Source organism: Paraoerskovia sediminicola (assembly GCF_030296575.1).
Lineage (GTDB): Bacteria > Actinomycetota > Actinomycetes > Actinomycetales > Cellulomonadaceae > Paraoerskovia > Paraoerskovia sediminicola.
The window spans coordinates 1,949,240-1,970,463 of the sequence record NZ_AP027729.1 but is presented as its reverse complement, the minus strand read 5'-3'; the positions used below and the strand labels follow the sequence as shown (position 1 = coordinate 1,970,463).

At 72.1% G+C, this 21,224-nt stretch carries 15 protein-coding genes and 3 pseudogenes; 5 read left to right on the top strand and 13 right to left on the bottom strand.

From position 1 onward, the window contains the following. Positions 1–486: 486 nt before the first annotated feature. From QUE47_RS09220 to QUE47_RS09200, 5 genes and pseudogenes are all read right to left on the bottom strand, one after another. Positions 487–792, bottom strand: a complete 306-nt coding sequence (locus tag QUE47_RS09220; RefSeq protein WP_286217049.1) for an MTH1187 family thiamine-binding protein — start codon at positions 790–792, stop codon at positions 487–489. Between the two features lie 45 nt (positions 793–837). Beyond that, positions 838–1,458 carry a nitroreductase family protein gene (locus tag QUE47_RS09215; RefSeq protein ID WP_286217048.1) on the bottom strand — a complete coding sequence of 207 codons (621 nt, stop codon included), beginning with the start codon at positions 1,456–1,458 and terminating at the stop codon, positions 838–840. 104 nt (positions 1,459–1,562) lie between these two features. After that, positions 1,563–4,432 (bottom strand): annotated as a pseudogene (locus tag QUE47_RS09210) (FAD-binding and (Fe-S)-binding domain-containing protein). Positions 4,433–4,643: 211 nt separating this feature from the next. After that, positions 4,644–5,141: a hypothetical protein gene (locus QUE47_RS09205; RefSeq protein WP_286217047.1), complete on the bottom strand. Its 498-nt coding sequence runs from the start codon at positions 5,139–5,141 to the stop codon at positions 4,644–4,646. Positions 5,142–5,231: 90 nt separating this feature from the next. After that, positions 5,232–7,367 (bottom strand): YhgE/Pip domain-containing protein, encoded by a 2,136-nt coding sequence (locus tag QUE47_RS09200; protein WP_286217046.1) that lies wholly within the window; start codon positions 7,365–7,367, stop codon positions 5,232–5,234. Positions 7,368–7,716: 349 nt separating this feature from the next. Between QUE47_RS09200 and QUE47_RS09195 the strand changes: the two genes are divergently transcribed. Together QUE47_RS09195 and QUE47_RS09190 are read left to right on the top strand one after the other, a co-directional pair. After that, positions 7,717–8,304: a hypothetical protein gene (locus QUE47_RS09195; protein WP_286217045.1), complete on the top strand. Its 588-nt coding sequence runs from the start codon at positions 7,717–7,719 to the stop codon at positions 8,302–8,304. 32 nt (positions 8,305–8,336) lie between these two features. Next, positions 8,337–10,193 (top strand): NAD-dependent epimerase/dehydratase family protein, encoded by a 1,857-nt coding sequence (locus tag QUE47_RS09190; protein WP_286217044.1) that lies wholly within the window; start codon positions 8,337–8,339, stop codon positions 10,191–10,193. 102 nt (positions 10,194–10,295) lie between these two features. On the opposite strand, the gene QUE47_RS09185 is transcribed toward QUE47_RS09190, so the two are convergent. Continuing rightward, positions 10,296–10,736 carry an OsmC family peroxiredoxin gene (locus QUE47_RS09185; RefSeq protein ID WP_286217043.1) on the bottom strand — a complete coding sequence of 147 codons (441 nt, stop codon included), beginning with the start codon at positions 10,734–10,736 and terminating at the stop codon, positions 10,296–10,298. Positions 10,737–10,856: 120 nt separating this feature from the next. Between QUE47_RS09185 and QUE47_RS09180 the strand changes: the two genes are divergently transcribed. Next, on the top strand, positions 10,857–12,680 hold the full coding sequence (locus QUE47_RS09180) for a DUF4012 domain-containing protein (protein WP_286217042.1): 1,824 nt from the start codon (positions 10,857–10,859) through the stop codon (positions 12,678–12,680). Here the strand turns inward: QUE47_RS09180 and QUE47_RS09175 are convergent. Continuing rightward, positions 12,677–13,245: pseudogene (locus tag QUE47_RS09175) on the bottom strand (IS630 family transposase); the annotation flags it as partial. The gene QUE47_RS09180 and the pseudogene QUE47_RS09175 sit on opposite strands and share 4 nt — an antisense overlap. A gap of 206 nt (positions 13,246–13,451) precedes the next feature. Here QUE47_RS09175 and QUE47_RS17200 point away from each other — a divergent pair. Beyond that, positions 13,452–13,800, top strand: a pseudogene (locus QUE47_RS17200) (ISL3 family transposase); the annotation flags it as partial. A gap of 27 nt (positions 13,801–13,827) precedes the next feature. Here the strand turns inward: QUE47_RS17200 and QUE47_RS09170 are convergent. From QUE47_RS09170 to QUE47_RS17195, 3 genes are all read right to left on the bottom strand, one after another. Next, complete coding sequence (locus QUE47_RS09170) at positions 13,828–14,388, bottom strand: hypothetical protein (RefSeq protein WP_286217041.1); 561 nt, start codon at positions 14,386–14,388, stop codon at positions 13,828–13,830. Between the two features lie 328 nt (positions 14,389–14,716). Next, positions 14,717–15,337: an RHS repeat-associated core domain-containing protein gene (locus tag QUE47_RS09165; RefSeq protein WP_286217040.1), complete on the bottom strand. Its 621-nt coding sequence runs from the start codon at positions 15,335–15,337 to the stop codon at positions 14,717–14,719. A gap of 247 nt (positions 15,338–15,584) precedes the next feature. Continuing rightward, positions 15,585–18,161: an RHS repeat domain-containing protein gene (locus QUE47_RS17195; RefSeq protein ID WP_286217039.1), complete on the bottom strand. Its 2,577-nt coding sequence runs from the start codon at positions 18,159–18,161 to the stop codon at positions 15,585–15,587. A 437-nt stretch (positions 18,162–18,598) separates the two neighbouring features. Between QUE47_RS17195 and QUE47_RS09155 the strand changes: the two genes are divergently transcribed. After that, positions 18,599–19,261 carry an LPXTG cell wall anchor domain-containing protein gene (locus tag QUE47_RS09155; RefSeq protein ID WP_286217038.1) on the top strand — a complete coding sequence of 221 codons (663 nt, stop codon included), beginning with the start codon at positions 18,599–18,601 and terminating at the stop codon, positions 19,259–19,261. A 163-nt stretch (positions 19,262–19,424) separates the two neighbouring features. Here QUE47_RS09155 and dtd read toward each other — a convergent pair whose 3' ends face one another. The 3 genes from dtd to QUE47_RS09140 are packed head-to-tail and all read right to left on the bottom strand — an operon-like array spanning position 19,425 to position 21,224. Next, positions 19,425–19,862 carry a D-aminoacyl-tRNA deacylase gene (gene dtd, locus QUE47_RS09150; protein ID WP_286217036.1) on the bottom strand — a complete coding sequence of 146 codons (438 nt, stop codon included), beginning with the start codon at positions 19,860–19,862 and terminating at the stop codon, positions 19,425–19,427. Further along, entirely contained in the window at positions 19,859–20,860 is a 1,002-nt protein-coding gene (locus QUE47_RS09145) for an asparaginase (RefSeq protein WP_286217035.1), read from the bottom strand. Before QUE47_RS09145 ends, dtd begins: the two co-directional genes overlap by 4 nt. Next, positions 20,751–21,224 (bottom strand): DUF2516 family protein, encoded by a 474-nt coding sequence (locus QUE47_RS09140; RefSeq protein WP_286217034.1) that lies wholly within the window; start codon positions 21,222–21,224, stop codon positions 20,751–20,753. Before QUE47_RS09140 ends, QUE47_RS09145 begins: the two co-directional genes overlap by 110 nt.

The window sequence follows — 21,224 nt, the reverse complement described above, 5'->3', positions numbered from 1 at the left end:
CGTGTCGAAGAACCGGTCGAGGTGAGCGTCGAACTGGTCCGCCCCACCGACGTACCGGGCGGCGAGGTCGGCGTGCGTGAGGCGGCCGGTCACGCCGGCGCGTCGCAAGGACGCGTGGAAGGCGGGCTCGTCGAGGTCGGAGACCACGTCGACGACGACGGGCGCGCCGGTCGTGTCGATCGCCAGCACGTAGGGGTCGCCGGGGTCCCGGCGGCGCGCGACGACGAACACGCGCTCACCGAGCAGGGCGTCGATCTGTGCGTCGACGACCTGCTGCGCGGTGCTCGGGAGAAGGTCGCCGGACTGCTCCGGCGGGGTGGGGACAGACTGTTCGGGATCGACCTCGAACAGGGGCATGGTGCGACTCCATCGGTGACGTTTGCGCCAAGCCTACGGCCCTCGACCCGGTGTCCGGAACGGTTCGTCCCAGGAAGTTCCGACGGCGTCGGCGTGTCGGGACACACCCTGCCGCGGCCCCCTGGGGAACTACTGGGAACCGCCCGCGAGCCGGTCCTCCACGCGTGCGATCTTGCCGTCGATCTCGCCCGTCCGACCGGGCCGGATGTCCGCCTTGATCACGAGCGAGACGCGGTGGCCGCCCGCTCCGACGGCCTCCGTCGCGCGCTGGATCACCGGCATGACCTCGTCCCAGTCGCCCTCGATCTCGGTGAACATCGACGTCGTGCGGTTGGGCAGGCCCGACGCCCGGACGATGCGGACGGCCTCGGCGACGGCGTCCGTGACGGACTCGCCGGCGCCGAGCGGGGCTACGGAGAACGCGAAGATTGCCATGTCGCGATGCTACGGCGACGACGTCCGCGACCGGGGTGGGGTCCATCACGCCCCCCAGCGGCCACGGTGCACGACGTCGCCCATCGGCCGTCGGGCGCGCCGCGTGACCGACCCGGTCGGCGCGGCGTCCGGGTCCGGGTGGCCCACGGTGATCGCGCCCGTGGGCGCCCAGGCCGACGGGATCCCGAACTCCTCGCGCAGCGCGTCCACGCGCGACGGCGGGACGCCGAAGAAGCAGGCGCCGAGCCCCTCGTCGACGGCCGTCTGGAGGATCAGCAGCGCCGCCATCCCCGCGTCGACGTGCCAGTACGGGGCCGACCACCGGTCCCGGGCGCGGTCGGTCCAGCCCTTGTCGCGCTGGGCGTACCGGTCCAGGTAGGCCTCCTCGGACGCGAGCACGACGATCACCACGGGCGCCGTCCGCATCCCGTCCAGCCAGGCGCTGGACCCACCGCCGTCGCCCCTTGCCCGGGGCGAGGTCACCGCCCAGAACCGCGCGACGTCGTCCGGCACGTCGAGGACGAGGAACGACCAGCCCTGGGTGAAGCCCGCGCTCGGGGCGCGCACGGCGTGGCGCAGCATCGCCTCGACGGCCGCGGGGGCGACCGGCTCGGAGGTGTAGCGGCGGACCATGCGGCGGCGGCGGACGACGTCCCTGAACTCCATCCGCACACCGTCACCCGGAGGTGCGGATCATGCCCTGCGACACGCTGGAGGCCGCTGAGGACACGCATCGGAGAACGCGCGGGCGCGCCCCGGACGCAGGACCGTCAGAGCCGAGCGGCCAGGAGCTCGGCGAGGCTCGTGCCCTTCACCCCGGCCAGCTGGTCGGCCTGCGTGCGGCACGAGAATCCGTCCGCGAGGTAGACGTCGCCCTCCTCCGCCTCCGCCAGGGCCGGCAGCAACGACGCCTCCGCGACCTTCACCGACACGTCGTAGTGGCCCTTCTGCATGCCGAAGTTCCCGGCCAGCCCGCAGCAGCCGGCGAGCGTCTTGATCGTCGCCCCCGCGTCGGTGAGCAGCTTCTCCTCGGCCCGGAACCCCATGACCGCGTGCTGGTGGCAGTGGGGTTGGACGACGGCCCGCACGTCCGACAGGTCGGGGACGGTCCATCCCGCGTCGTCGGACGGCGCGGTGTCGGGTCCGGTGAGCAGCTGCGCCAGGGTGTGGGTCGCCCCGGCGACGGCCTTCGCGCGCGGGTCGTCGGGGAACAGGTCGAGCAGGTCGGAGCGCAGCACGGCGGTGCACGACGGCTCGAGCCCGACGATCGGGATGCCGTTGACGGCGTACGGCCCGAGCACCGACAGCAGGTCGCCGAGGCGCTTGCGGGCGCCGTCGAGCTGACCGGTGCTGATCCAGGTCAGCCCGCAGCAGGCCTGCTCGTCGGGCACGACGACGTCGTACCCGGCGGCGCGCAGCACCGTCACGGCCGCTTGCGGCACGCCGGGGTCGAACGCGTCCGAGAACGAGTCGGTCCAGAGCACGACCTTCGGCTTGGACACCGTGACCGGGCGCCCCGGCAGGGTGTCGGGCGAGGCCCCGGGCACGCCGTGCGACGCGCTGCCGCGCCGCCACCAGGTGCGGAACGGAATCTCTGCGAACGCGGGCACGGTGCGTCGCGTGTCCATGCCGCCGGCCCAGAGCACCGCCTTCGCCAGCGGCCGCCAGGAGAGCAGACCGTTGACGAGCCGCGGTGCCAGGCCTGCGAGCCGTCCCCAGCGCGGCAGCCAGCCGAGCGAGTAGTGGTCCACCGGGCGCAGCTTCCCGCGATATGTACGGTGCAGCACCTCCGACTTGTACTGAGCGATGTCGACGCCCGCCGGGCAGTCGGACGAGCACGCCTTGCACGAGAGGCACAGATCGAGCGACTCCCGCACCTCAGGCGCGTCGAGCCCGCCGACGAGCGTGCCGTTCACCGCCTCCTGCAGCACCCGGGCCCGGCCGCGCGTCACGTCCTTCTCGTCCTTCGTCGCGAGGTACGACGGGCACATGAACCCCCGGCCGCCGTCGAGTCGGCCCGGCACTTGCCGACGCCGACGCACCGGTGGACGGCCTGGGTCAGGTCGCCGTGGTCGTGCGCGAACGAGAACCCGGTGTGCCCGGTGACCTTCGACTGACCACGCGCCCCCGCCGGAGCCTTGGAGAGCACCGTGTGCGCGAGCGGTCGCCGCAGGTCCGCGTCGACCGGGCGCGGGTGGACGACGACGCCCGGGTTCAGCACCTCGTCCGGGTCGAACAGCGCCTTGAACTGCTCCATCAGCCGGATCGCCTCGTCCGAGTACATGAGCGGCAGCAGCTCGGAGCGCGCGCGCCCGTCCCCGTGCTCCCCCGACAGCGAGCCGCCGTAGCTGCCCACGAGCGTCGCCGCCTCGGTCACGAACGTGCGCAGCACGCTGCCCGACTCCTCGAGCGGCACGTCGATGCGCAGGTGGATGCACCCGTCGCCGAAGTGCCCGAACATCAGGCCGTCGACGCCGTAGCGCGCCATCAGGGCGTTCAGGTCGCGCAGGTACGGGCCCAGCTTCTCGGGCGGGACCGCCGAGTCCTCCCAGCACGGCCACGCCTGCTCCCCGGCGGGCGTGCGACCGCCCAGGCCGGCGCCGTCGGCCCGGATCTGCCACATGGCCGTCGCCTCGGGGCCCGCCGGGTACACCGCGGTCGCGGTGCTCGACGACGCCTCGACGATGCGCTGCGCGCTCTCCATCGCGTCGTCGGCCGTCGCGCCCGCGACCTCGATCATCAGCCAGCCCGCCCCGGCCGGCAGCTCCGGGACGGCGGCGTCCCCCTTGGCGCGCCGGACGACGTCCACCAGCCGGGCGTCGAGGCCCTCGATCGCGAGCGCACCCAGCGGGAGCAGGGCGGGGACGTCGTCCGCGGCCGTGGGCATGTCCGGGTAGCCGAGGACGACGAGCGTCGGCCGGCTCGGGACCGGGACGAGGCGCACCGTGGCCTCCAGGACGGTCACCGCGGTGCCCTCGGTGCCCACGAGCGCCTTGGCGAGGTCGGAGCCGTTCTCGGGGAGCAGGTGCTCGAGCGAGTAGCCGGAGACCTGACGACCGAACCGCCCGAACTCGGTGCGGATCAGCGCGAGGTTGTCGCGCACCAGCTCGGCGAGGCCCGGGACCTGCGGGAACTCCGGGTCACCCGCGCCCGCGACGTACCGGCGCCCACGCCCGTCGAGCACGTCGAGCGACACGACGTTGTCGACCGTGCGGCCGTACGCGACCGCGTGCGGGCCGCAGGCGTTGTTGCCGATCATCCCGCCGAGCGTCGCGCGGTTCTGCGTCGACGGGTCGGGGCCGAACCGCAGCCCGTGGGGTGCGGCGACCTTCTGGAGCGCCGACATGACGACACCCGGCTGGACGCGCGCGGTGGCGGCCTCGGCGTCGACCTCCAGGACCGTGTCCAGGTGCCGCGACGTGTCGAGGACGACCCCCGGACCGATCGAGTTGCCCGCCGTCGACGTGCCGCCGCCCCGCACCGTCAGCGGCAGCCCGAGCTCGCGCACCATCTCGGCTGCGGAAGCGAGCTCGTCGGCGGACGCGGGGTACGCGACGACCTCGGGGACCACCCGGTAGTTCGAGGCGTCCGTGGAGTACTCGGCGCGCCGGCGCGCCGACGTCTCGACGCTCCCGGACATGACGGTGCGCAGCGCGACGGCCACCGCCTCGCGCGCGGCACGCTCGGTGCGCTCGGCGTCCGCCTCGGCCTCGGCGAGATCCCGGGAGGTGACACGCTCCTGGACAGGCGGCGTGGGGATCACGGACTCGTTCTGCAGGGGTAGATCAGGCACGGTCGGATTCTCGCACCTCGCTCCGCGGGGCTCCACGGACGTCCGGCGACGGTGAGGATCAGCGGGGCACGTCGACGGTCAAGGTCCCGCCCCCGAACCCGTACTGCTGGTCCCTGCCCTCGACGGTGACCTCCGTGACGCCGTCGGGGATCTCGACCCCGGACTGGGTCCTGGTGAACGGCTGCTCGCTCGCATGGTCGTGGGCGAGGGTGTGCTCGCCCAGCACGGTCCCGTCCGCGTCCAGCACCCGCCAGCCGTCCGCGTACCGCTCCGGCGAGTCGTAGGGCGAGCTGATCGTGACGTCGAGGGAGAAGGTCCCGCCACCGTCGGGCGAGATCTCGACACCCACGACGTCGGGGAACTGCTGCTCGGCGGCCTCGTCGGTCGCCGCGTCGTCCGGCGCACCGGTGGCGTCGCTCGACGCCGCGGCGGGTGCGGGCCCCTCGCCCGTCGAAGAACCTTCGGAGCAGCCCGCGAGCGCGAAGACGATCACGAGCACCGCGACCACCGCACAGGGGATCGCGGCTCTCAGGGCGAGGCTCTGGTCGGACCGCATCCTTCGAGGCTACGCGGCCGGCTCAGAGCACGAGCTCGGGCTGCAGCCTCTTGACGGTCCAGAGCCGCTGGCGGCTCGCGGCCCAGGTGGTCATGGCCAGCGCGGCGACGAGCACGCCGCCCAGGACGACCGCGTCGAGCGCCGCAGAGGCGAGGTTCCCCCGTACATGAGCTGTCGCAGGCCCTCGACGCCGTAGGTCATCGGCAGGAGGTAGTGGATCGAGCGCAGCGGCTCGGGGAGCGTCTGCCACGGGAACGTCCCGCCCGCCGTGACGAGCTGCACCAGCATGAGCACGAGCCCGAGGAACTGCCCGGCGGCACCGAGCCATGCGTTGAGCGCCTGGACGATCGCGATGAACGTGCCGCTGATCAGCACGAGGAAGCCGAGGGTCAGCCAGGGGTGGACGACCTCGATGTCGAGGGCGAGCACGGTGACGAGGAACATCACGGTCACCTGCGCCATCCCCAGGAGGAACGGCGTGAGCCAGCCACCCACGGCGGCCTGCCACGCCGGCCGGCCCGCCGCGAGCGCCCGGGTCGACAGGGGTCGGACGAGCAGGAACAGGACGTAGGCACCGATCCAGGCGGCGAGGCTCAGGAAGAACGGTGCGAGGCCGGCGCCGTACTTGCCGGCGGCAGCGACGTCGTCCGACTGCACGGCGACCGGGTCGCCGATGTTCTTCGCGGTCGCGTCGGCGGTGTCCTCGTCCACGTCGGGGACCTGGCCGAGCCCGTCGGCGAGCCCGTCGCGCAGCTGCGTGACGCCGTCGACGAGGTCGCCCGACCCGTCGCTCAGCCGGGCCGTGCCGTCCGCCAGGGTCGTGGCGCCGGTCGCGAGGGCGGCCGTGCCGTCCCTGAGGTCGCCGGCGCCGCCGCTGAGCGTGCCGGCGCCGTCGTCGAGCCTGGACGCGCCGCTCGCCAGGGACGACGCGCCGTCCGCCAGGTCGGACGCGCCGTCCGCGAGGTCCGAGGCACCGCCGCGGACCTGCTGGGCACCGTCCGCAGCGCTGCCCACCCCGGCCGCGAGGTCGGGGGCGGCCGCGGAGAGCTGCGCTGCGCCGTCCGACACCTGCCGTGCGCCGGTGGCGAGGGTGTCGAGCTGGGCGGTGGCGTCCTTGATCTGGGTCCCGGCGTCGGCGAGGGGCGCTCGCAGGGCGTCGAGGTCCGCCAGGATCGCGTCGATGTCGGCCTGCGGGACGCCCTGGGCCTGGAGGTCGGACTCGATCTGGGCGCGCCAGGTGTCGAGCCGCGCCCCGGCGTCGTCGACCGCCTGCGCGGCGTCGTCGCCGTAGGCGGCGACCTTCTCGTCGCCGTCGGCGACCTGGCTCGCGCCGTCCGCGAGCGCCTTCGCCTGCGCCGGCAGGTCGTCCGTGGCGCTGCGCAGGGTCTCGAGACCGGACGCGAGGCCGTCCGCACCCGCAGAGAGGGTGCCGGCACCCGCGTCCAGGTCGGACGCGCCTGCCGACAGGGCGCCGGCGCCGTCGGCCAGCCGCCCGGTCGCGTCGGTGAGGTCCGAGGCGCCCGCGGCGAGCTGCGCCGCGCCGTCGGAGGCCGCGCCCGCGCCGTCGGCCAGGTCGTGTGCACCGTCGTCCGCGGTCGCGAGGCCGTCCTGGAGCTGCGTGGCGCCGTCGAGGAGCTCGTCCGCTCCGGCGACCGCGTCGGCGAGGTTCGTGTGGACGTCGTCGAGCCCGGCGAGGAACGTGTCTGCGGCCTCCGTCCCGACGTCGGTCGCGATCGCGTCGCGCACCTCGCCGACGATCGTGTCCGCGATGGTCGTCGCGAGGTAGTTGTTCGCGTCGTTGGTGACCAGTCGCAGGCTCGCCTGGCTGGGCTCGAAGTTCGAGCTCGAGACGAGGTCGCTCGAGAACTCGGGACCGATGAGCAGCGCGGCGTCGTAGGTGCCGTCCCGGACGCCGTCCTCGGCGTCGGCCTCGGTCGTCTCGACCCAGGAGAAGCCGCCGTCGTCGAGGAGCTGGTCCGCGACGTCCTGCCCGAAGTTCTTCGTCGAGGTCTCCCCGGTCTCGGGGTCGGTGACCGGGGCGCCCTCGTCGGCGACGACGAGCGCCGCGGGGACCTGGTCGAGCTTGCCGTACGGGTCGCCGTTGGCGAACAGGTAGAGCCCCGCGTAGAGCGTGGGGATGATCGCCATGGCCACGATCGCCAGCTTGGGCAGCGTGCCCGAGGTCAGACGGCGCAGCTCGCTCACGGAGAGCCGGAAGGGGGTCATCGGTCGTCCTCGTCGGTGTCGAGCAGGTGGGCCACGCCGGTGCGCGGCGCCGTGCGGGGGACGGCTCTTGTGCCAGGTCTCGGGTCGGGTCTGGTTCCGTGGCCCGCTCCGGGGCTTGCTCCGGGGCCTGCTCCGGCGCCAAGTCCGGCGCCAGGTCCGGCGCCAGGTCCGGTCCCGGCGTCGAGACGAGCGCGACGACGGGCGGGGCCGCCCACGTGCCCGTGTCCCGAGCGAGGGGGAGGTCGGCGCCCAGCATCCGCGCCGACGACCGGGTCGCCCCGACGAGCACGCCGTAGCCCCGCGCGGCCCATCCCTGGGCGATCTCCCACCACTCCGCGGGGTGGCCGCCGTGGCGGTCGGGCAGCACCAGGAAGAGGAACCGGACGCCCGGGTCGGCGGCGGCGAGCGCCATGAGCAGGGCCGTGCGGTCGGGTCCGTCGAGCTGGTCGACGCGCGCGTCCCGGTCGGCGCCGACCGCGTGCTCGGCGATCCAGCGCGCGACGTCGCCGGGCCAGTCCGGCCGCCCGGCCAGGGACAGGCCCTCGGCCACGACGTCCGCGACCGTGAGGGCGTCGTCCGGCCCGGTGATCCCGGGGACGTCGACGACGGCGGTGACGGCGCGGAGGCGAGGTGCGGAGGAGGTGGCCTCCCCGTCGGGGACCGCGTCGCCGACGGGGGTGCCGGACCCGCCGTCCCGGTCCCCCCAGAGCAGCACCTGGCCCTCGGAGGCGCGCATGCGTCCGGAGGCGACCAGCGCGAGCGCCGTGTGCCCGTGCCCCGGCTCGGCGGCGACGAGCACCGCGGTCCCGGTGCGGACGTCGACCGAGAACGGCGAGAGCAGCGGCTCGCGCCTGCCCTGCACCCCGACCTGCTCGAGCCCGATCTGCATGCTTCCTCCGTTGTTGACCATCGATCAACAAGATACGCCACTTGTTGACCTCAGGTCAACAGGTCTGATAGGACTGCACCATGAGCCCACGGAACGCAGCGCGACGCGACCCGGCGGAGCGCCGCGGCGAGCTGCTGGAGGCAGCGCTCGACGCCGCGACGGCCGACGGGCTCGCGGCCCTCTCCCCCACCGTCGTCGCCGCACGGGCCGGGCGCTCCAAGGCGCTCGTCTTCCACTACTTCGGTTCCACCGACGGGCTGCGCCGCGCCGTGGCGCTCCACGTCGTCCACGAGCTCGACGCCCGACTCCGTGCACCTGAGGGCCTCGACTACCGGGCCCGGCGCGCCCACCTCGCCGCGGCATTCCTCGACGCGGTCGTCGTCCGCCGGGCCGTCTGGCGGGACATCTGGCGCGGCGAGCTCGCCGACGACGTCGAGACCGGGACCGTGCTCGACGAGATCCGCTCCACGCTGGTGGACCGGATGGTGCGCTCGACCCACGGTGCGCAGGCTCGAGGCGGCGACGCCGAGCGCGCCGCGGCGGCCGGCCGAGCGGAACGGGACGCGACGTCCCGCGCGACGGCGCGCTCGAGGGCGCTGGCGCGCGGGTGGGTAGCGCTCGTGGAGAGCATCGCGGCCGACTGGCTCGACGGGGCGGCGGGGACGGGCCCCCGCCCGGTGGCGGCGAACCCGACGGGAGGACGGCGGCGCTGCTCGACCGCGCCGACGTCGAGGCGATCATCGTCTCCAGCATCGACGGGCTCGGGCTCGCACCCGCCGAGACCGCTCGGTCGACCGGTTCGGGCCTCGGGCGACTACCGTCGGACCAGGAGGTCTGAGATGCGCGTGGTGGTGGTCGGTGCGAGCGGCAACGTCGGGACGGCGGTGCTGGCCGCGCTCGCCCGAGAACCGGTGGTGACGTCGCTCGTCGGGGTGGCCCGCCGGGTGCCCCGTCCTTCAGGAGCGTCCACGGTCGAGTTCCCGCACGACGCCGCGACCTGGGAGCGGATCGACCTCGCCGGGCCGTCGGCCGGGCAGGTCCGCGGCCGGCTCGTCGCCGCGTTCAGCGGGGCCGACACCGTGATCCATCTCGCCAGGACGCCGCGCACCCGCTCGTCGGTCGGCGAACGCCGGGCGACCGACGTCGAGATCGCCCGCCGGGTGTTCGACGCCGCGGGTGCCGCAGGCGTCGCGCACGTCGTCGCGGGCTCGTGCACCGGCGCCTACGCGGCGAGCGGCGGCGACGAGCCACGCGTGGAGTCGTGGCCCGTCCGCGGCGGCGACGCGACAGCGAGCGCCCCGTGGGCCCGTGCGGACACCCCGGCCGGCCGGTCCGCGGCGGCCGAGCGACCCATGACGTCCACGGCAGAGGTCGAGCGGCACCTCGTCCGGCTCTCCCAGGAGCACGAGGTCGTCGTCACCTCGGTGCGGTCGCCGATCGTCCTGCACCGGCGCGGGGCGAGCCAGCTCGTGCGCGACGTCGTCGGGAAGCTCCCGTCCCGGCCGTTGCGCAAGGACGGGACCGTGCCCCTCGTCCTGTGGCCCGAGGGGCTGCGGGTCCAGGTCGTCCACGCGGACGACCTGGCCGACGCCTTCCACCGGATCGTCGTCCAGCGCCAGCCCGGGGCGTTCAACGTGGCGGCGCCGGACGTGCTCGACGGGCAGGACTTCGCCGACCTGGTGTCGGCGGGCGAGCTGCGCGAGATCTCGCCGAGCGCCGCGCGACGGTCGCTGGCCGTCGCCTCCCGCATCGGGCTCGCGCCGGTGGACCCGATCTGGTTGGCGACGCTGTTCGACTCCCCCGTCCTCGACACGACGCTCGCCCGGACGATCCTGCACTGGACCCCGCGGCACGACGCGCGGTCGACGCTCGCCGAGACCGTCCGCGGGATCCGCGACGGCGCCGGGTCGCAGACCCCGCCGCTCCTGCCGCTCTGAGCCGGTCCCGCCTCCGGAACCGACACCGGCCCCGCGCCCGGACCCGAAGAGGTCGGACGACGGAGCCGGGCTTCCCGGGTCGGCCGGAATCGAGGTCCTCGGTCAGGACTCGAGCGTCGCGTCCAGCGTGATCTCCGTGCCGGTGAGCGCCTTGGACACCGGGCACGTCGCCTTGGCGCTCTCCGCGACCTCCTGGAACTTCGCGGCGTCGATGCCCTCGACCTCGCCGCGCACGGTGATCTCGATCGAGGGGATGCGGAACCCGCCTGCCGGGTCCTCACCGAGCGACACCGTGGCGCTGACCTCGAGCGCGACCGGCGTGGCCCCGGCCTCCGCGAGCAGTGCCGAGAGCTGCATGGCGAAGCACGACGAGTGCGCGGCGGCGATGAGCTCTTCAGGGCTCGTGACGCCTTCGGCGTCGTCGGCGGCGCGGCGCGGGAACGAGACGTCGAACGTCGAGACGCCCGAGCTCGTGAGCTCGACCTGCCCCGAGCCCTCCTCGAGCGAGCCGTTCCAAGCGGTCCTGGCGGTACGTGCGGGCATGTCTGCTCCTTCGGTCGGTGGTGGTGCGCCGACCACGCTAGGGCCTCACGGTCACGTCGCACGCCGACCGGTCACCGGTCGGTCGCCCACCGCCCGCGGGCAGCGCCCTACAGTGTGCGCATGGCAGCACCGGCCACCGAGCCCCCGGCGTCTCGACGCCCACGCAGGCACGTCGTCCGGTGGGTGGTCCTGGTGCTCGGCGCCCTCGTGGTCGCCCTCGTCGTCTGCGTCGCGCTGCTCGCCCGCGAGGCCCTCGCCGCGCGGGACGCGCTCACCGAGGCGGCCGAGATGCTGCCGGCCGCGGAGGACGCGGTGCGGTCCGGCGACGTGGACGCGGCGCGGGACGTGCTCGACGACCTCGCCCCGCTCACGACGACGGCCCGAGAGAACACCGACGGTCCGTTGTGGGCGGCAGCCGCACACACCCCCGGCGTCGGAGCCGACGTGTCCGCCGTCTCGACCACGGCGGCATCCGTCGACACCCTCGTCCAGGACGTGCTGCCGCCGCTGGCCCAGGTCGCCCAGGTGCTCGCGGGCGACGGTCTGCGACCCGTCGACGGCGCGATCGACCTGGCGCCGGTCACCGACGCGGCGCCCGTGGTGCACGAGGCCTCGACGGCGATCGACGGCGTGGTCGCCGACCTCGGCGCGATCGACACCTCGGCGCTGCTGCCGGTCGTGGCGGGGCCCGTCGACGACCTGCGCGACCGCACCGTCGACCTCGCGTCGGTCGTCGCGACGGGCGAACGGTTCGTGGATCTCGTGCCGCCGCTGCTGGGCGCCGACGGCCCGCGGACCTACCTGCTGCTGAACCTCAACAGCGCCGAGCTGCGGGCTGCCGGCGGGATACCCGGCGCCGTCGCCGAGATCCACGCCGACGGCGGGCGGATCACCCTCGGCCGCCAGGTGCCCAGCAACGTGTTCGGCCCGTACGCGGAGCCGGTGCTCCCGCTGGCCCCCGAGGACGAGCATCTCTACACGGACCGGATGGGGCGGTTCGTCCAGGACACCGTCCTGACGCCGGACTTCCCGACGGCGGCCGCGACGACGGCCGAGATGTGGCGGCAGAGCCTCGGCGGTGACGTCGACGGGGTCCTGGCGACCGACCCGGTGGCGCTCTCGTACCTGCTGGAGGCGACCGGTCCGATCACGAGCGACGGCATCGAGGTCACCGCCGAGAACGCCGTCGAGCTGCTGCTCTCCGAGGTGTACGCGACGTTCGGGACGCCCGAGGAGACCGACGCGTTCTTCGCGTCGGTCTCGGCCGCCGTGTTCGGTCGGGCGCTCGACGGATCCGTCGGCGCGGGCGACGTCCAGGCCGCGTTCCTGCGCGCGGCGGAGGAGCACCGTCTGCTGCTGTGGTCGGCGCACGAGGACGAGCAGGACGTCCTGGAGGACACGCTGCTCTCGGGGGCCATCGACACTGCCGCCCGCGCGGACGCGTCGCTGGGCGTCTTCGTCAACGACGCCGTCTCGGGCAAGCTCACCTACTACCTGGACACGGAGAGCGAGATCGTCGCGACCCGGTGCACGCCGGAAGGGAGCGTCCACACGGTCCGGACGGTGCTGACCTCCCGGGTGCCCGACGACGCGGCGACGTCCCTGCCCGGCTACGTCCTCGGCACCTCCCCCGACGCCGACCCGGTGATGATCCGCGTGAACCTGGTCCTGTACCCGTCCCGGGGCGGGACGCTCACCGACATCACCCGGGACGGCGAGAGCACGGGCGGGCAGACCGCGGAGGTCGGGGGCCGCCGGGCCACCGAGATCCCGATCTCGCTGGCCCCGGGGGCGAGCACGACCGTCGACGTGGACATGCGCGGCGGCCCCGCAGCGACCGACGGGGACGCCGCGGCCGACGACGACAGCAGCACGATCGACCTCTGGACGACTCCCACGGCGACCTCATCGGGGCTCGCGGTCCAGGCGGTGCCTGCCTGCTAGTTGTGGCGCGTCTTTGAAGTCTTCTTCGGGTTGGCCTTCGTGAGGATCTCTTCGGCGGCCTTGGTCCAGATGAAGGGGTGGGAGCGGTAGTTCCAGCCGTTGATGAAGGCGCGGATCTTGGCGTTGAGTTCCTTGACGGACCTGAAGACACCGCGGCGGATGGCCTGGCGTTCGACGATGCCGAACCAGACCTCGACGAGGCGTGCGTGGGCGTGAAGTGCATGTGGATCCGCGGGTTCGCGGCGAGCCAGGCCTTGACCTCGGGGGTCTTGTGCGCGGCGTAGTTGTCCATCACCAGGTGCAGCTCGCGCTCGGGGTAGGCGCGGGCGACCTGTTTGAGGAACGCGAGGAACTCCTGGCGGCGGTGGCGAAGCTTGAGCGCGGCGGTGACCTGCCCGGTCGCGACCTCCAGCGCGGCGAACAAGGTGGAGGTGCCGTGCCGCACGTAGTCGTGGGAGCGGCGCTCGATCTGCCCGGGCTGCATCGGCAGGATGGGCTGGGTGCGGTCCAGTGCCTGGATCTGGGACTTCTCGTCCACGCACAGCACGACCGCGTTCTCGGGCGGCGGTCTCGCTTCCTGGGGGCGTCTACGGCTGGCAAGGAGGTCTGTCGTCCGAGCTCGTCGTAGGCGTACGTGCCCGTGGTGCAGTCCGCATCGTGCCGGGTCGTGTTCTGGGTCAGGCGGTTCCCGCGCACGTCGAAGCCGTAGGCGCGGGTGGTGCAGGTCTCGCCGATCATGTCGGTTGCCCGGGAGAGGCGTTCGGCGCGGTCGCGATCGAGGCCGACCCCGCCCACGTGAAGGTCTACATCGCCTGGTGCTGCGCCCAGGACCTCCGCGCCACCTACCGCGACAAGGACACCGCCGCGGGCAAGAAGCGTGCAGAGAAGATCCTGGACTCCTTCCACACCTGCCCCATCCCGAGGTCGCCCGCCTCGGGCGGACCCTCAGGCGCTGGCGCGAGGCGTTCCTGGCCTCCTTCACCACCGGCAGGGCGAACAACGGACCCACCGAGGCGGTGGAGGCGTCATCGAGTTCCACCGCCGCCTCGCCCGCGGCTACCGCAACCGCACCAACTACCGCCTACGCATGCTCCTCGCCGCCGGCGGACTCACCTCATGATTCGCACCAGATGTCCGAAGAGCCCTATTAGTCATCCGAACCAGGCAGCAGAGAGTCGAGTAAGCCCATCATGGATGACGCGAAGACTTTGCTCTCTTTCCCGACAACTTCGAACCAAACTCCGTCGCCAACAACGTACGTCGTGCCACCGCTCGAACAAGCCCGAAGGCCACTTTTGACATTGCCCATCAGAACCCTGCCCGAGGCATCAATATCGAAGGTTGTGTTCTGCCGAATTGTTTCCAGGACACCAGTCGGCAGACACGGGGGTCCCAACTCAGGAGACTCGCGCACCGCAATTAAGCCACGGTCGCTAGCTCTGATCCATGCGTCGACATATGCCGCCCTTTCAGCCGGAGACTCGCCCTTAACATGGTCCGCATACCCGCCGCCAGTAATCGAGAGACCACTAACATGTAGAGAGCCGCCGTCGCGGACAAAACCTGCCACAATCGTTATTGGATGCAAATGTTCATGCATTTGCATCACCACCACGCCACGGCGAATCGCCTCAATGGCGACGCTCCTGCCCGTTCGGTTTTGGAGATCTTCGGCAAGCCGTGCCCCCAGTTCACGCAATGTGGCCATCAGTTCAGCCTTTTCCCTCGGTAGACGTTCCAATGCTTTCCAGATGAACTCTTGTATCTAAAGGACTTATACACGCCCGTCTTTTGGCGATGGACAGACCACCCGAGGGCGCGCCTTCCGTCACCACGTCGTGTGTTGTTGAAGCGCCCAGGCTTTGGTGCACCGAGACTCTTGTTGCCGAACGCCCACCCCCGCGAACTCGGACTGGAATAGTATCGGGTCGCGCGAGCGGCGCGCACGGCGCCGCGAGCCGCAATGCGCGCACCCACGCGCACACCCGTGCTAGTCGCTGCCCCACATGCCACGCTTGCGAAGACGCACACCGCGGCTACTCCAACGACCAGCCCCCAGCTGCAAACCACTTCCAATTTCTAGACCAGAAACCCTTTTTCTTCTTCTTCGTTTGGCCGTCCAGGTCGCTCTGATTGATGGGGTCTTGGGGGTAGCTGTAAGCGGTGGTGTTTCCGCCGTCGACAGGATCGACAGCGGTGAAGAGGCCTGTGACCGGGTTGTACAGGCGGGCTCCCATGAGGGTGAGGCCGGTGGCGTCTTGGGCGCGTTCCTTGCCGCCGAGCCATCCGTAGGTGATCGCTCCGGTCTGGGCGGGGTTGGTGATGGTGTTGCCGTATTCGTCCCAGGTGCCGAGGGCTCCGAGCTGGAGTGGTTCATCGATGGCGGGCAGGGTGATGGTGGTGGCGGTGGAGCCGAGCGGATCGATGAGGGTGAGCATGGCCGCGTCGTCGGTGATCTCGAGGCCCAGGTCGCCGCCGATGGAGGCGCCGTACCAGGTAGTGACCGGTGTGGCAGTGCCCGTGGTCTTGACGGCGTAGCCGGGGCTGTCGGAGGTGTCGGTGTAGTGCCTGACCGTCGTGGTGGTGTCAGTTCCCGCCTTGGTGCTGGTGGCGGTAGCGCGGCGACCGGCAGGGTCGAGCGTGAAAGTGGTGGACACGCCCCCTGGGTGAGGGTGCGGGCGGCATCAGTGTCGTAGTACCCGATCGCGAGGTCACCGGCCGCGTTCCCGTCCGGGGTATCCACGCCCGGCACACTGGTCTGTCGCCCGAGCGCGTCCTAGACGTATGCACCAGCCGAGTTGGCGCCCCTCTGCACGCGGTCCGCCGTGTCGTAGCTCCACGCCTTCACGGTCGTGTTCACGGCAGTGCTGGTGCAGTCGACGTCGTGGACAGACGTGTTCTTCGTCAGGCGGTTCCCGCGCACGTCGAAGCCGTAGGCGCGGTTGGTGCAGGTCTCGCCGATCGTGTCGGTTGCCCGGGTGAGGCGTTCGGCGCGATCGTAGGTGAAGGCTTGTGTTCGGTTGAGCCCACCCCCGTGATGGGGTTGCCTTCGTCGTCAAGCGCCTCGGCGCCGGTAGCGGCGGAGGACGTGATGGAGGTGGTGCGGTCCTGGATGTCGGACTCGACGCTCCAGGCGAGCAGCTCTTGCTCGTCCTCGCCAGGCAATGGGGCGCCGGTGTAGCCGAGGCCCGTGAGCTGCCCTGACCTGGGGTCGTAGGTGGAGTGCTGGGTGACGCGCTGGCCGAGCAAGGACTGGGTGGTCATGTTCCCGGCGGCGTCGTAGGTTGCGGTGAACTGGCCGGTGCCGGGGATCTTGACCAAGGTCGGGTAGCCGCGATGCTCGGTTCCTGACCCGTACCCGTACTCGACGGCGCGGATCGGGTCCGTGACCTTGACGACGCGACCGGCCGAGTCGTAAGTCGTGCTGGTCGTCTCGCCATCGGTGTCGGTGTAGGTCACAGCCTGCCCCCACAGGTCATACCCCGTGCTGATACGCGCGATCTCGGCGCCAGCGCCGTCGAGAGAGACCGTCGCGGTGGCCAGTCCGGTGCCGGCGTCGTACTCGGAGCGGGTCGCGGGCACGGGCTCGGACCCGGTCAGACCGTTGGTGGTGGTGCGTGTCACGAGTTGGCGACCGGCATCGTCGTAGGTCGTGGTGGTGGTGCGCACGACGGTGCCGAGGGTCTCGGTGGCCTCCCGTGGCGCAAGGTACAGGGAGTACTTCGTGGTGGCCTCGACCGGGGTGGTCGGGGTCGCTTCCCCGGTGCGGGTGGCGCAGGCCATGCCGGCCCATTCGGGCCGGTCACCGCACTGGGCGAACACGCCGGTCTGTGTCCCGGCGGTGTAGTAGCCGGTCAGTGTGGTAGCCGCGTCGGTGCCGGTGGAGCCGGGCTTGCGGACCTCGACCGTGCGCCCTTCGGCGTCGTAGCGGGTCTTGGTGACGATGTCAGCCTCACCGTCACCCATCACGGTGGTCGACGTGGTCGCCTGCCCTTGGTACCAACCCGAGGTCGGGTCCGTGTATGGCTTGCCGTCGATCGCGTCGTACCCGGCGAGCTCTTGCGTCAGCAGCGGCTCGTCAGTGGCAACGGAGACCTCTGGGTCTGCGGACCCAGAAAGCCCGTCGGCCTGCGTCGTGGTGATGGTGGTGGGCAGCCGATAGGGGAGCTCGGTCCCGGGGTTGATGCCGTTGTTGGGTGCGCCCTGGTCGTAGTCGGTGTGGGTGTGAGTGCGCACGAGCTGCCCGTCGATGTCGGCGGCCGGAGCCCACACGTCGGTGACGAACGTCCCGGCTGAGTTCAGCCCCGCGGCGGTGTTGTAACGGGTGATGGTGGCGTAGGAGTCGATCTCTTCGCCTGAGTGCGTAAGGTCGGCGTTGAGGTGGCGAAGTTGCGAGGTCGCGGTCTCGTCCAGGGACCGGATCACGCGGCCGTCCGTGTCGTACCCGCTGGAGGTGAACTGCCAGTCCCCTGCGCCGTGCGCGGCGGTATTGATTACGCGCCCGTCATCGTCGGTGTACTGCAGCTCGGCGAACGGCCACGCTCCTGAGCTCACCTGGGACGGGGAGGTGATGGTCGCGCCGGTCCCGCCGCCGACGTCCTGCTTGTCAGCGGAGAACGCGGCGTACCCGTGGGTCGGGGCGGTGGCCTGACCCCACCGGGAGAGCAGCTCGGTGTCCATCGTGGGCAGTCCGCTCGTGCTTGCTGCCGGGTCGATGTCGTAGACGAACCGCGACACCTTGACCGTGTCGCCACCCGCGACGGCGGGGGCGCGGTCGACCGAGAGCAGGTGTCCCCTGAGTGCCGCAGGACTGGTGCCGGCGTAGTTCAGCGTGTACGGCGACAGACCAGACGGGGTAACCGTCGTCAGTAGTGGCTGACCCGAGGGCGACGTTCCTGCGTAGCCGTAGCTGGTGGCCAGGCTGGAGCGCGGGTCGGTCATGGTCGCGAGCTGGCCCGCGCTGTCGTAGGTGTAGGTAGCCACCTGCACAGTCGTCATTGCGGCGCCGCCGGTCTTGTCGGGGTCCCACGCGGTATAGGTGACGGCGGTGACCTTGCCGTTCGCGGTGCCCGACGTGCCGTAGGCGATGTCCAGCGCACGGCACCCCTTGCCGAGGCTGCCTGTGCACGTCACGCCGTCCGGCGCCGGGGCGAGGATGCGAGTGACCTTGCCAGCGCCGTCGCGGGTCAACGTGGTGGTCTTGGTCGACGCTGGCTCCTGCACCGAGGTCGCCAGCCACTCCCCTGCCGTGGTGTTGTACCCGAAGGTGGTGATCGTGCCGTCGTCCTCAGTGAACGTCATCGACGTCTTGTAGGCGGCGATCACGAGCTTGGCGCCGTAGTCGGCGGTCTCGGGGTCGAGCGCGACATACGTGCCAGCCTTACGGACCGTTCGCCCACCGTCGGTGTGCCTGTAGAGCAGCGGTTCACCCTCGTCGTCGACCAGGGCGAGCGACGGACGCGCGCCACGAACCCGGAACACCAGCACAAGAGACCAGAAACGCCATCATTGGTTCCCAGGAAATCCAGACCGCGGGCACAGCCAGCCGCCATCAACGAACCTCACCCCCTGCGGGCAGGCCCCAGGACCGCTCTCAGCAAGCCTCCAGCCAGATCTGGTGGAGCGGAATATAGACCTACTGAGCTGTAAGTCACAACAGTCCGTCAGTGCGCTCGAGGCGAGCGGCGCGGGGTCCGAAGATTCGTGGTCTCGTTCGTGCGCCTCCTCCACGGGCGGCTACAGGTTGGCGACGGCTCGTGCCGCGCGCGACCTTACCGATGGTCACAAAATGGCAACGATGCGCCGCCGGGGCGTTTTTCACCCTGGACGACCGGCGCTCGGCCGCGGCCACCTCGCTACCGTTGGCCGTGTGGGCGCCAGAGCGCCCGTGAGACACGACCGATAGGGCAGTGATGACGATGACGACCACAGCACGCCGCGTCCGCCGGGCAGCGCTGGCCGGCGCTGTCGCTGCACCGATGGTGCTCGCAGGATCGTCCGCCTTCGCGGATGACGAGACGTACGAGCCGCCGCCGGCCCCCGCGTTCAGCACCCTCGTCGAGACGCCGATCTGCGACGGGGACGTCCCGTACCTCGCGTACGACGTCCAGGTCGAGAACACCGACGCGACCGACCTCACGATCACCTTCATCAACCCGAACGGCGAGGACTACGTCGTCAGCGGTCTCTCCGTCGGTTCCGGACGCATCCTGTGGCCCGGTGCCGTGGTCGCGGCCGACGGCACGGCCCTCGACTGGCCGGGCTGGTCCCTCGTGAACGGCGAGTGGGTCGAGGGTGACGAGTACGACTGGGTCCGCCCGAGCGTGCAGGTCCGGATCTCGGTGAACCCCGAGGCCACGGTCGACGTCGCCTACCCGCCGTCGACCCCGAACTGCGCGACCAACCCGCCCTCGGACGGCTCCGTCCCGACCAGCGACGCGACCCCCGTGTCGGCGAGTGCCGACGGCCTGCCCCGCACGGGCGCCGAGATCGCCGCCTACGCCGGAGGCGCGGCCGCGCTGCTCGCCATCGGCGCCGGTCTCGTCGTGTGGACCCGCCGCCGCAAGCCCACGGAGTCCTGACCTCAGGACACCGACCGGCGGACCGCCGGAGCATGAACGAGACCCCGTGCCGGACGGCGCGGGGTCTCGTTCGTCCGCGCGGTTTCGGCGCCCGAGATCCCTGGGTCGTCGCCTCGCCGGATCGTCCCGCGTGGCCGTCCGGCCGTGTTGACCGCAGGCGCGGCTACGGGGCCGGTGCCGCCTCGACGACCAGCGTCACCGGACCGTCGTTGACCAGCTCGACCGCCATGTCCGCGCCGAACCTCCCGGTCGCCACCTCGACGCCGCGGGCCCGCAGGGCCGCGACCACGGCCTCGACGAGCGGCTCCGCAACAGGGCCAGGAGCTGCGGCGTTCCAGGTCGGGCGCCTGCCCTTGCGCGTGTCGCCGTAGAGCGTGAACTGGCTGATCACGAGCACAGGCGCACCGGCGTCCGCCACCGAGGTCTCGCCGTCGAGGATGCGCAGCTCCGCGATCTTGCGGGCCACGATCTCGACCTGGTCCGCGCCGTCCCCGTGCGTCACCCCGACGAGCGCGACGATGCCCGCGCGATCGATGGCGCCCACCACCTCGCCGTCCACGCTGACCGATGCGCGGGTCACGCGCTGCAGCACCGCCTTCATCGGTCGCTCCGCAGGTCAGCGGGGAGGAGAGCCCTGACGGAGCCGACCTCGACGCCGCCGCCGAGCACCGGCGTCCGACCGATCGGGTCGAGAGCGGGGTCGTCGTAGCCCGCGGCGCGCAGCGCCGCGACGACGATCGCGGGCCGGGGCAGCCCGGCGCCGTCGAGGACCTTGAACGCGATCGAACCGCCGTCCGGGAGACCGACGGCGAACACGCCGTCCGCGCCGTCCTTCGCCACGACTCCGGGGATGGCCTGCATGACGCGCGTCCCCTCGCGGCGGGCGCCGGCGACCATGCGGGGGTGGGCGCTCATGGCGCGGGCGACCGTCGCCTCCGCCGAGTCGGGATCGCGTCGCGGGGCGCCGGCGACCCGTCCGAGCGCACGCGCGAGCCCGCTCAGCGTCGTCGAGAAGAGCGGGGCCCCGCACCCGTCGGTCGAGACCGGCAGCCCGTCCGGATCTCCGGTGAGCTCGCGAAGTGTCGCGGCGATCGCCTGCTGGAGCGGGTGCGTCGGGTCGAGGTAGTCGTCGAGGCTCCAGCCGTTGACCTGGCAGGTGAGGAGCATCGCGGCGTGCTTGCCCGAGCAGTTCTGGGTGATCCGGTCGGGGCCCCCGCCCGAGGCCCGCCAGGTCGCGGCCGCCTCGGGGTCGAGCGGCACGTCCGGGGTGCTGCGCAGCGCCTGCTCGTCCAGTCCGGCGATCGCGAGGATCTCGCGGGCTCCGTCAACGTGCTCCGCGGTGCCGTCGTGGCTCGCCGCCGCCAGCGCGAGCAGCCTCGGCGGGAGGTCGAGCCCCGCGCGAACCATCACGGTCGCCTGCACCGGCTTGACGCAGGACCTCGGCCAGATCACGACGTCCGGCCGGCCCAGAGCGAGGCGTGGGGCGTCGTCAGCGTCCAGGACGACGAGGTGACCGAGGTGCGTGGACTCGACGAGGTCGCCCCGCACCACCTCGGCGAGCGGGACCGCGCCGTCGGCGACGGTCGTCGCGGGAGGCACCGCGGCCAGGTGCGCCGACAGGTCTGCAGACACCGTCACCACCCCCGGGACGACCGCCCGACGGGCCGCTCCCCGGGCCCCGGCGCGGCGAGTAGCGCGAGACCTTCGGCCGCACGTCCACGAGGTACACGATCGCGGCCACGACGGCGATCAGGCCGAAGAACCCGAGCCCGCCGCCGATCCCGACGAACCCGAGCGCGGTCGCGACGCCGAGGATGAGGAGCCAGATGTTCTTCGACAGCTTGCCCTCGGCCTGGAAGGCGTGCGCAGGTCTGCGGATGCAGTCGATCAGGGCGTAGGCCTGCACCGCGAAGACGAGGACGGACAGCGCGAGGAGCACGAGACTCTGGAGTGAGGAGAACAC

Coding starts and splice junctions, on each gene's coding strand:
- QUE47_RS09205 (WP_286217047.1), bottom strand. CDS start 5,141: ATGCGGTCCGACCAGAGCCTCGCCCTGAGAGCCGCGATCCCCTGTGCG.
- QUE47_RS09200 (WP_286217046.1), bottom strand. CDS start 7,367: ATGACCCCCTTCCGGCTCTCCGTGAGCGAGCTGCGCCGTCTGACCTCG.
- QUE47_RS09215 (WP_286217048.1), bottom strand. CDS start 1,458: ATGGAGTTCAGGGACGTCGTCCGCCGCCGCCGCATGGTCCGCCGCTAC.
- QUE47_RS09170 (WP_286217041.1), bottom strand. CDS start 14,388: ATGGCCACATTGCGTGAACTGGGGGCACGGCTTGCCGAAGATCTCCAA.
- QUE47_RS09185 (WP_286217043.1), bottom strand. CDS start 10,736: ATGCCCGCACGTACCGCCAGGACCGCTTGGAACGGCTCGCTCGAGGAG.
- dtd (WP_286217036.1), bottom strand. CDS start 19,862: ATGAAGGCGGTGCTGCAGCGCGTGACCCGCGCATCGGTCAGCGTGGAC.
- QUE47_RS09220 (WP_286217049.1), bottom strand. CDS start 792: ATGGCAATCTTCGCGTTCTCCGTAGCCCCGCTCGGCGCCGGCGAGTCC.
- QUE47_RS09180 (WP_286217042.1), top strand. CDS start 10,857: ATGGCAGCACCGGCCACCGAGCCCCCGGCGTCTCGACGCCCACGCAGG.
- QUE47_RS09190 (WP_286217044.1), top strand. CDS start 8,337: ATGAGCCCACGGAACGCAGCGCGACGCGACCCGGCGGAGCGCCGCGGC.
- QUE47_RS09155 (WP_286217038.1), top strand. CDS start 18,599: ATGACGACCACAGCACGCCGCGTCCGCCGGGCAGCGCTGGCCGGCGCT.